Origin of the sequence: Citrobacter enshiensis (assembly GCF_029338175.1) — a bacterium.
GTDB classification, from domain to species: Bacteria; Pseudomonadota; Gammaproteobacteria; order Enterobacterales; family Enterobacteriaceae; genus Citrobacter_D; species Citrobacter_D enshiensis.
Genome location: NZ_CP119862.1, coordinates 3,092,859 through 3,102,643, shown reverse-complemented (window position 1 = coordinate 3,102,643; position 9,785 = coordinate 3,092,859). Strand labels below are relative to the sequence as shown.

At 51.3% G+C, this 9,785-nt stretch carries 8 protein-coding genes and 1 pseudogene; 2 read left to right on the top strand and 7 right to left on the bottom strand.

What is annotated here, in order from left to right:
- Window positions 1-85: 85 nt before the first annotated feature.
- Entirely contained in the window at window positions 86-712 is a 627-nt protein-coding gene (gene ycaC / locus P2W74_RS15005) for an isochorismate family cysteine hydrolase YcaC (protein WP_043001201.1), read from the bottom strand.
- A 313-nt stretch (window positions 713-1,025) separates the two neighbouring features.
- On the opposite strand from ycaC, the gene P2W74_RS15000 reads away from it, so the two are divergent.
- Both P2W74_RS15000 and P2W74_RS14995 read left to right on the top strand, forming a co-directional pair.
- Window positions 1,026-2,174, top strand: a complete 1,149-nt coding sequence (locus tag P2W74_RS15000; RefSeq protein WP_276292230.1) for an MFS transporter — start codon at window positions 1,026-1,028, stop codon at window positions 2,172-2,174.
- Window positions 2,175-2,296: 122 nt separating this feature from the next.
- A complete protein-coding gene (locus P2W74_RS14995) occupies window positions 2,297-2,779 on the top strand; it encodes an anti-virulence regulator CigR family protein (protein ID WP_276292229.1) in 483 nt (160 codons plus the stop codon).
- 219 nt (window positions 2,780-2,998) lie between these two features.
- On the opposite strand, the gene P2W74_RS14985 is transcribed toward P2W74_RS14995, so the two are convergent.
- The 6 genes and pseudogenes from P2W74_RS14985 to P2W74_RS14960 form a co-directional block, all read right to left on the bottom strand.
- On the bottom strand, window positions 2,999-3,793 hold the full coding sequence (locus P2W74_RS14985; RefSeq protein ID WP_276292228.1) for a PA3715 family protein: 795 nt from the start codon (window positions 3,791-3,793) through the stop codon (window positions 2,999-3,001).
- A gap of 418 nt (window positions 3,794-4,211) precedes the next feature.
- Window positions 4,212-5,009: a pyruvate formate lyase 1-activating protein gene (pflA, locus tag P2W74_RS14980; RefSeq protein ID WP_276292227.1), complete on the bottom strand. Its 798-nt coding sequence runs from the start codon at window positions 5,007-5,009 to the stop codon at window positions 4,212-4,214.
- A gap of 31 nt (window positions 5,010-5,040) precedes the next feature.
- Window positions 5,041-5,226: pseudogene (locus P2W74_RS14975) on the bottom strand (tyrosine-type recombinase/integrase); the annotation flags it as partial.
- Between the two features lie 248 nt (window positions 5,227-5,474).
- Complete coding sequence (locus P2W74_RS14970; RefSeq protein ID WP_276292226.1) at window positions 5,475-5,870, bottom strand: hypothetical protein; 396 nt, start codon at window positions 5,868-5,870, stop codon at window positions 5,475-5,477.
- Between the two features lie 19 nt (window positions 5,871-5,889).
- A complete protein-coding gene (locus tag P2W74_RS14965) occupies window positions 5,890-6,519 on the bottom strand; it encodes a hypothetical protein (RefSeq protein WP_276292225.1) in 630 nt (209 codons plus the stop codon).
- Window positions 6,494-9,529 carry a hypothetical protein gene (locus P2W74_RS14960; protein WP_276292224.1) on the bottom strand — a complete coding sequence of 1,012 codons (3,036 nt, stop codon included), beginning with the start codon at window positions 9,527-9,529 and terminating at the stop codon, window positions 6,494-6,496. Before P2W74_RS14960 ends, P2W74_RS14965 begins: the two co-directional genes overlap by 26 nt.
- Between the last annotated feature and the right edge of the window lie 256 nt (window positions 9,530-9,785).

The following is a 9,785-nucleotide window of genomic DNA, read 5'->3' as shown; positions in this document are numbered from 1 at the left end:
TAATAGTCTCGCTTTTTCAGATAAGACGTTAGTGCAAAAGCCACCCTCTAGGGTGGCTTTTTTACGCTTCAACCATCCAGGATGGTCATTTCTGTTTGGTTAACGTATCGTAGCTGGTCATCAGGTTGCGGTAGTCCGGAATATGGTTGGAGAACAGCGTCGCCAGCCCTTCGATGTCATTGCGCCAGTCGCGGTGCAATTCACACGCCACGCCAAACCACGTCATCAACTGTGCGCCAGCTTGCGACATGCGATCCCACGCTGAATGGCGGGTAATTTCATTAAACGTCCCTGAAGCATCGGTCACCACGAATACGTCAAAACCCTCTTCAATGGCAGACAGCGCCGGGAAGGCCACGCACACTTCGGTTACCACGCCGGCAATAATCAGCTGTTTCTTTCCTGTCGCTTTGACGGCTTTCACAAAGTCTTCGTTATCCCAGGCGTTGATGTTGCCTGGACGCGCAATGTAGGGTGCATCGGGAAACTGTGCTTTTAATTCGGGGACCAGCGGGCCGTTTGGACCTGTTTCGAAGCTAGTGGTAAGAATGGTGGGTAACTTGAAATATTTGGCTAAATCGCCCAGTGCGAGCACGTTATTCTTAAATTTATCAGGGTCAATATCCCTGACCAGTGAGAGTAGTCCGGCCTGGTGATCTACCAGAAGAACCGCGGCGTCGTTTTTATCGAGACGAACATAAGGTCTGGTCATTCTCTTCTCCTTGCTTGAGTCAACTATGCGCCCTGATTCATTCAGGTGCATAAGGTTCATTCAAAGCATAGAACGGAAAAAAAATGCTGCCGGGACTATGAAATTTTTCGACTGAGCGAAACGGGGCAATTTTGTCTTAGATCAATTAAAACAATAACCTGAGATTTATCACTTTCTATTCATTCATGTTAAGAATCAGTATTTCAAATCGATAGCCCTGAAACCCCGCCACGCCGCTGATTTCGCCGATTGACAATGTTTTTGGCGGTGGCATGATGCGCATGAAATTTGAACTTCCTCACGGTTTTTATCCATGTCCATCTATACCCGGCCTGTCATGCTGTTGCTGTGTGGCCTGCTTTTATTGACTTTGGCGATAGCGGTATTAAACACGCTCGTTCCGCTATGGCTCGCCCAGGAAGAACTGCCGACCTGGCAGGTCGGGATTGTCAGTTCGTCCTACTTTACCGGGAACCTGGTCGGGACATTACTCACCGGATATTTAATTAAGCGCCTTGGGTTTAATCGCAGCTATTACATCGCGTCGCTGATTTTTGCCGCCGGTTGCGTAGGACTGGGAGTGATGGTCGGATTCTGGAGCTGGATGACCTGGCGCTTTATCGCGGGCGTCGGTTGCGCCATGATTTGGGTCGTCGTCGAAAGCGCTCTGATGTGTAGCGGCACGTCGCGAAACCGTGGCCGGTTGCTTGCTGCCTATATGATGGTCTATTACGTGGGGACATTTCTTGGCCAGGTGCTGGTCAGTAAAGTGCCGACGGATCTGATGAACGTGCTGCCCTGGGTAACCGGTATGATTCTGGCGGGGATTTTACCGCTGCTCTTTACCCGTATTCTGAATCAGCAGTCTGAAGGCCAAAGCACGACGCCGATTGTCTCTATGCTTAAGCTGCGCCAGGCGCGGTTGGGCGTGAATGGCTGCATTATTTCCGGAATTGTGCTGGGTTCTCTGTACGGTCTGATGCCGCTTTATCTCAAGCACCAGGGGATCAGTAATGCCAGTATCGGTTTCTGGATGGCGGTATTGGTGAGTGCCGGTATTCTGGGACAATGGCCGATAGGCCGTCTGGCGGATAAATTTGGTCGACTACTGGTTTTACGTGTACAGGTTTTTGTGGTGATCCTCGGCAGTCTTGCCATGATGATGCAGGCTGCGATGGCGCCAGCGTTGTTTATTCTGGGTGCTGCCGGTTTTACGCTTTACCCGGTGGCGATGGCCTGGGCCTGTGAAAAGGTCGGACAGCACCAACTTGTTGCGATGAATCAGGCGTTATTGATGAGCTATACCGTTGGTAGCCTGCTTGGCCCCTCATTTACGGCCATGCTGATGCAAAATTATTCAGATAATCTGCTGTTTATCATGATTGCCAGCGTGTCGTTTATTTATCTGCTCATGTTACTGCGTAAGGCTGGAGAACATCCAACCCCCGTGGCGCACGCCTGACCAAAAAAAGCCTGTTAATAACAGGCTTTTTTAATGGCGTCATATCTAAGAGTTTTACGCATTGTTTACTTCCTCTGAGAAACGATAATTCAATCAGGTATCTCTTTTAAAAGGCAGTAATCATGTCAACACGTCGTTTTCTCACTACCGCGTTGGCGGTGGTGTTGTCTTTAACATTCGCTTCTGCTCCGGTTATCGCCGATCCGGGTAACGGGAATGGCGGCGGTAAAAGCAACAGCGGCAATCATGGTAATGGAAATTCCGCAAACCATGGAAATAAACAAAATCATGAGAATAAGCCCAAGTCGGACAAAAAGGATGTCAACGATGATGTCTCTATTCGGATTAATTACGATCGCGCACGGTCGTTGGCACTCAACTACGGTTTAACCGGATATAAAGCGCTTCCTCCCGGTATTGCGAAAAACTTCGCCCGTGGCAAGCCTCTGCCTCCGGGAATTGCAAAGAAAATGGTGCCTTCATCGATGTTAGGGCAATTACCGGCTTATCCGGGTTATGAATGGCGGATTGTCGGTGAGGATCTGGTGTTAATTGCACTGAGTACCGCAATTGTCACCTCCGTGATAAACGGCGTCTTTAAGTAAGCATAAAAACCGCATTAACAGCATGACGTACGTATTTATTTGCTCGAGGTACTTTTCTTGACGCCTGGCTTATCTTTCAGGCTGGAAACTACAACCTGCTGTGCTGCTGAAGGGACTGGATGAGCGCTATGCGGAATGCAGCAAAGCGCATAAGAAGCGTATTTTTTCGGTCGAGCACGCGGCAAATACGCTTTCGGAAAATTTTATGTCGTAAAGATCTTACTCCAACGGTGCCAGCGTTTGCGGGACGGTATACTGTTTCCCGTCATAGTGCAGGGTCCCGGTGGCCTTACCCAGTGTATCCTTGGCAGTGCATTCACCTTTAGCATCAATAAAGGCTGTGGATGCCACACTTTTTTCGCTGACACGGATATCGGCGTAACCTTTATGGGAAGAGGAGCCGATAGCAAGGGTACGTTTGATATCATTAAACTCTCCAGCACAGTTTCCGTCCCATTCGCCGCTGTTAGCCGTCAGCGCTATCCCCGCTAATACCAGGCGTAGTTGGTTATTTTCAATGACGTACAACGACAGCGCATCTTCACCAATCGGATTAACGCGCGAGCTGCCGCTACGGGTAATGTGCAGACCAAAGGCGGTTTGGTTGGGAGCCACTTTCCAGCGTGCGGTATCAAGGGCGATACCCGTAATGCGGATAGCATCATCACTCATCCGTTCTGGCAGGAGTAATCGTTGTTTAACCTCCAGGGTGACAGAGTTGAGCACCAGCAACTCCAGATCGCCATTGTGCCCATAGTCGATTTTCTCCTGGGACATCAGGGGGACAGCGGCAAGTGTCAATTCAGGCTGGGCAGGCCAGACGCGACAAATCGCGCTTTGCGGCGAATTGCCCGTGATATCGATAACCTGATTAGCTGGGGTGATCATCGTACCTTCCGCTGCCGGTTTTGCATCCGGCCACACATGCTGCACAATGGCGCTAATATCGCAGCGGGTAGCGGCATTCAGGCCCTGGCTGGACAGCAGTAAAATCCCTGAAATAAGTAAGCGCATAATTATCTCCTTTAACGGCCTGACAGGTAGACGCTGGCTGCAACCTGATCGCTGTCGGTTAAATCAACGATCATCGGTATAGGCCCAGGACGACTCTTTTTGACTATTTATGGGAAGGGGGAAACGCTCAGTTGCGTCGGCGCAGATTTTAGCATTCGCAACTTTATAAATATTGCCCATTCGGGTGTTGAGCGGTGCTGAGCGTCGTGCATCGATATCGCTTTGGCTGTAGGGATTGCATTCATTACAGCGTGCAAAGGTATTATCGTAGAAGAGCGCGAGTATTGTCATCGTTATACAACTAACAAAGCCCCGGCCCGGAATCAGCCCGGGGCGGAGCTTCCTGGAGTGTAACAGAAGCGCGAACATTCCATGTCGCAAAATTCCATCCATGCTTTGCTTCATTAATACATCAATATCAATACATCACTTTATGACCATACTGCTCGAGAATGCCTTTTACACGGTCCATGGTCTCTTTCTTCGGCGGATGAACGCCATCAAGTTTGTACTCTTCACCCATCGCCACCCATTTGTGTTTACCCAACTCGTGATACGGCAGCAGCTCAATTTTCTCGACGTTGCCCATATCACGGGTAAACTCGCCCAGCCGATGTGCAGAGTCATCATCATCTGACCATCCCGGTACGACGACGTAGCGGATCCACACGTTAATATTTTTCGTGGACAGGTAGCGGGCGAATTCCAGCGTGCGATGGTTAGAGACGCCCACCAGGTTCTGGTGGATCTCGTCATTCATTTGCTTCAGGTCAAGCATGACCAGGTCAGTCACTTCCAGCAGCTCATCGATCACTGGATCGTAACGACGGACAAAACCGTTCGTGTCGAGGCAGGTGTGAATACCCTCTTTCCTACAGGCGCGGAACCAGTCGCGAACGAACTCCGCCTGCAGAATAGCCTCACCGCCAGATGCGGTAACGCCGCCGCCGGAGGCGTTCATAAAGTGACGATAGGTGACGACTTCTTTCATCAACTCTTCAACGGTCACTTCTTTACCGCCGTGCGTGTCCCACGTATCACGGTTATGGCAATACAGGCAGCGCATCAGGCAGCCCTGGAAAAAGGTAATAAAACGGATACCTGGGCCGTCAACGGTGCCACAGGATTCAAAGGAGTGAATGCGACCAATGATGGTCCTGGTATCCTCCGAAGTAGTGTGGTTTTCTGTTGTATTACAGTGATTTAAATTACTCATATCGCTCTAATTCGCTCTAATTAACTCAGGTTTATGGACGCATTATGGGCATTCCAGACTCCGGATTTAGCGTCACTGTATCTTGCAGAAAATCCGGTGCGAAGTGTGCGTTGGTCATCGTTTGCTGTATGTTCGAATGACCCAATATGCGCTGCAATGTGAATATGTTACCTCCATTCATTATAAAATGTGTGGCAAATGTATGCTTCAAAACATTGGACGTAGCCGCACAACGCTAAATGGTCGTTTTACGCCCTGAAGGGCAACGACGGAAGGCTTACCAGGGGCACACTGGCGTGAGTTGGTTCAGGTGCGTAACGCGGATTACCTTAACACATTGTCATTTAGCTGCGTGAATCGCCACAGGTTTAACAGACACCTCAGAGTCATTTAAGATGGCTTAAAGGGAGGTGCCCATGAACGGTAAGCATTATCCTGAAGCGTTTAAAGTTGAAGCAGTTAAACTTATTTTCGTAACTGCTTTGACAGGTCACTCAGCACAAGCTGTAATTTGTCTGGCGGCAGCTTAATGGCGAGCGTGGCGATAATGTCGATCCGGGCCTTGTCCATCCAGACGTTGGCGAGTTTTAAGACCAGCCCCCCCTGAATGACGCCACCCGTTCCGAGGACGGTCGCCATCCCTCCCATCTCCTGGTGAAACGTGAGGGCGGTGAAAATTGTCAAAACCACGATGACGATCAAAACGACAAAGTAGACTTTGAATAAGCTATTATTGGTGGCCTGCACCAACCGCAGATCGTCACGCACCGCCTGGTCGGTGCCCGTGCGCAATTGCTCATCCGCTCCGCCGCCCAGCGGTATTGTTGCGGTGTGCTTCTGCAGGAATTCGATCAATTTCATAGTAGTCCTCTATGGTTTCCTATCTGCTTATGGAATCGATGAGATCGGCGGCTTGTAAGAGCGCCTTCCAAAGCGGAAGGTTATTTGCCTGCATCAGCTTTAGTGCCGCATCCAGCTTCGCCAGCGACAGCCCAGCCAATGCAGATTCGCTACTGCAAATGCAGATCGCGTCAGGGTGTTTACGCCTGAACGTTTCGGCTGGAATGTCGGAGGTGCAGACGATGAGGTAGACCGTACCGGCAAAATCGTCAGGGAAGAGGCTCGCGAACTCTGCTGCTGCAATCATTGCATCGTATGTCTCCAGCCTCGCACTGGGCAATCCAGAATCCGAAGGCAGTTCCATGCCCTTCCAGTGCGCAATCAAGACGATGTTACGGTGTCGGGTTGCCGCGAGTGCAATGTCGGTTGCCGTTGCTGCACGCACGACCTGCATACCCCGCTTCTCAATGCTTTCAAGCTTGCGCGAGACGAAACTGGCTTCCCCCGCAAACGCAGACCAGGCTCCGGAGACCGACGTTTTCAGCCGATTCGTGTTGAAGCGGACGAAGTCTCCGTGAGGCCTTTGTGTGGCGACCTCCATCCAGCGATCCGCATCCAGCGGGATGCAGCACAGGACCGCGACGTCAGGCGCTGGTGTTATCTTTTGCATGTTTCATATCCTGAGCAATTGTCACGCTGTGAATCTTGTGGGAAGCATCGTTTCCCTTGACCTTCAGCAGGGCATCGATATGGAGCTCCTGAAAATCCTTCTGCAGGCTGTGGCGTATGGCAGAGTTAATATCGGTAGGTGATGCAGGCATATTCAGCGTAGCGAGCACGTTCGAGACTTTGCTCACAATCGCATTGATACTGGCCGTCGACATGTCCTTCACGAAGAAGATGAGCTGCAGGTACCACTTAGCCTGGGATTGCACAATGATCGGCACTTCGACACGCGTATAGCCATCGAACTTCCCACCCTTGACCTTCGTCGTCTTGATGTCGCTGTGGTCGATGTACAGGCCATTGTGTGCGATTTTCCCGTTCAGCATTTTCACGCGTCCTGGAGTGACCACGAAACCGGAATCCGCAGCTATTACAGCATCAACGGAGCTCTTCTCGCGATGTAGCAACGAGGCTTTCACAGTGCTAAGCATAGCTTCGGTTTTCTCCGCTGCGACGCCTTTGACCAGGACAGAAACACCACCGCTGCCACCTGCATTTGCGATAAGCCCGTTTGCCAGCGCGTCGGTAGCCGCAGTCACAGAGTTGACCTCCATAACGTTGAGAGACCCGGTTCGCATCAGCGTAAACGCACCGTTGCTGGATAGCTCTATGATGATGGCGTCCTCCTTGCTTGCGGCCAGTGCGTCCAGCACTTTCCGTTCGTCGGGTTTAAGCCCCCGGACCTGATGCGTCGGTGCGGTTGCTTTCGAGGGGTTGAAATCTTCGTCATGGCCAGTCACCTTGCGGATCGAACTCAGGGTCACAGGCTTTTCAGGGAGCGCGGTATTCAGGGCCTGGGCAACCCCGGCTTCGATCTGCTCTTTGCTTAGATCCTTGTCAAGAGTACCCAGGTCCCGGGCGATTGCCCGAACCCGGTCGCTGTCGGCAGGACTGTAATCGACGACCCAATCACCGTTGTCCGCCTGGTTCACCCGGATGTTGCCCTTACTCAGTGACTCTTCAGCGTGAAAGCGAGTTATCGATGCGTCTATGTTGTGGCCGCCGACGCCCGATCCCTGTCCATGAGATTCGACGATATAGGCTGTATGGTTGCTCGTTGCTGTCACCGGCCCGGCGGACATTAGCGAATTCCAGCCTCCTGGTTGGCTCATTACGGTCTGAATGAGGCCTGTTTGTTTGAACAGATAGCCCCGCTTCTGCAGCAGTTCCTGCGCAAATTCGGCTCCCAGACTTGCGTCCAGTGTGGTTAGGGCTGCGTTAAAGCGAGCTTCCTCAACGGCTGTGGGTTGCGACCGTAGTCTGAAAATTTCTGTAATATCGACAAGTGCGTCCAGCACTTTGCCATTGCTGGTTTTATTTGCTTCGCGAAGTACCTGAGCAACGGTCATCGCCACATCGACGCGATTGGCGATTAACTCATTACGCTGAATGCCATACGATGCCAGTTCGGCATCGCTGGTGCCGCCGAAAAAGTTGGTCCAATAGCTTGATATGAGAGCCTTCAATTGCGCCTCGGACACATCGCTCAACAGGTACTTCAGTTGGCTTCGGGTCACCTGGTCCAGTCTGGTGGTGAACTCCTTGTACCGCGCAGACACGGGTGGTTGCGCAGCCGTAATGTTGAACTGCCTGAAGATTTGATACAGGAGTGTGTACTGCACCACCCTGGCTAAGGAGGTATCCCCTGACTGGGCAAAGTATTCGTAGGCGGTGTCCTCCATGCTGCGCGGCCTGTCTTTTATATCGCCATAGATTACCGAGAGGGATCCCGTTCGCTGTGGTGCGATGACATCCAGTTCGCCGATAGCCTGCTGGTAGGCGACGCCATCCGTATTCCAGTTGAACAGAAATTGGTCTCGGCCTGGCTCAACCTTATACGCAGGCGTCGCGCCAAAGGGGTATGAGCGAGGCTTCGGATAATTGAAGCTGGCGTACTGGACCAGTCCTGCCATGGACCAGCCCTTCAGCAACTGGTCGGCGACATTAAGTAAAGTACCGAACTCGGTGTCTACCAGCTGAGGACTCAACAATATGGGCGCGCGATCGATGCCATCAGTACCCTTGCCGGCAATCAGGTCGTTGCGCTCGTAGGACTGCTCAAGTTGTCGCTCGCTACTGCCTGCCAGGAGCAGGATGGTTTCGCTTCTGAGCGGAGGCAGGTGTGCAAGCGACGCCGTACGGGCACGCCCCACGATCACCACGGACTGCTTGTTTGCTACGGCTCCCAGGATCAGATCGCCACCAACAGCAAAGCGATGGATATCCCCACGAGCCCGTTCATCCAGCACTGCGTTACGGCCGACAATCCAGATGATCAACTGGCCATCATCACTCCTGAACACGCCGCGCGTTCCGCCAGTGAGGAGGTCGCTTAATATCAACGACGGGGATATAGGGTTACTGGAAAACGTATGCTTGTCATTGACGAGCCAATTATAGAGGTCGTTGGCCGTAAATCGCACATCCATACTCTGGCCCAGCATCTTGCGGACAGGTACAGGCAAACTGATGACAGGAGCGCCTTCGGTTGACCCGAGAGCTTCAAGTTGGATCTGTGCGAGCGTCTCAGGCCAGTCAGGTTGGTTGGTCTTGACCACCGTGCACACCAGGTCGCTAACGATACCGCCAGACATCACAGTCCACTCCTGTTTCTTGCAGCCAGCGGCGTGTGTACCAAGAATCGCCATAAGTCTGGCCTGGGTCATCTGGGGGGCTGGTTCGGAAAGAATCAGTGTTCTGGGCTTGCCGCCTGGTGCCTGTGACAGAGCAATCACTTGCGTCTGGAAAGGCTGTGCAGCACGGAATTGTTTCCACGCTATTATTGATGCAGCCTCTACAGTACCTTGCCCATCGGACGCGAATGAAAATAGCGGTGTAAACAGCAGGATTCCACTCACGAGTAACAGTCGTACTTGTTCTCGATACTTATGTTGAAAATGTGGCATTGTTTTGCTCGCGGAGTTCTTAGCGGTGGGTGTCTTTTTACTTGCCATAATAACCCCTAGTCTTTGTAGCCTGGGTTCTGTTACAGAATCATTTTTTGTAATATGCCATTGAATATATAACTCACCATCTTGCTGAAGTTTTAACCCTCCTTAATATTGAACATTCTTTCTAATTATTAAGGCGTAGGAATAGTTGGTGTTATTAACACTAAAGTGGATTTTAATGTAAATCGATTTTTAGCAAAGCATTCATGATTATTCAATGAGTTTTATTTTGTAGTGAGTCATTAGATTTGTTTTATTT

What these genes read in the sequence shown, in the direction of transcription:
- ycaC (WP_043001201.1), bottom strand. Translation starts at nt 712, where the DNA reads ATGACCAGACCTTATGTTCGTCTCGATAAAAACGACGCCGCGGTTCTT.
- P2W74_RS15000 (WP_276292230.1), top strand. Translation starts at nt 1,026, where the DNA reads ATGTCCATCTATACCCGGCCTGTCATGCTGTTGCTGTGTGGCCTGCTT.
- P2W74_RS14995 (WP_276292229.1), top strand. Translation starts at nt 2,297, where the DNA reads ATGTCAACACGTCGTTTTCTCACTACCGCGTTGGCGGTGGTGTTGTCT.
- P2W74_RS14985 (WP_276292228.1), bottom strand. Translation starts at nt 3,793, where the DNA reads ATGCGCTTACTTATTTCAGGGATTTTACTGCTGTCCAGCCAGGGCCTG.
- pflA (WP_276292227.1), bottom strand. Translation starts at nt 5,009, where the DNA reads ATGAGTAATTTAAATCACTGTAATACAACAGAAAACCACACTACTTCG.
- P2W74_RS14970 (WP_276292226.1), bottom strand. Translation starts at nt 5,870, where the DNA reads ATGAAATTGATCGAATTCCTGCAGAAGCACACCGCAACAATACCGCTG.
- P2W74_RS14965 (WP_276292225.1), bottom strand. Translation starts at nt 6,519, where the DNA reads ATGCAAAAGATAACACCAGCGCCTGACGTCGCGGTCCTGTGCTGCATC.
- P2W74_RS14960 (WP_276292224.1), bottom strand. Translation starts at nt 9,529, where the DNA reads ATGGCAAGTAAAAAGACACCCACCGCTAAGAACTCCGCGAGCAAAACA.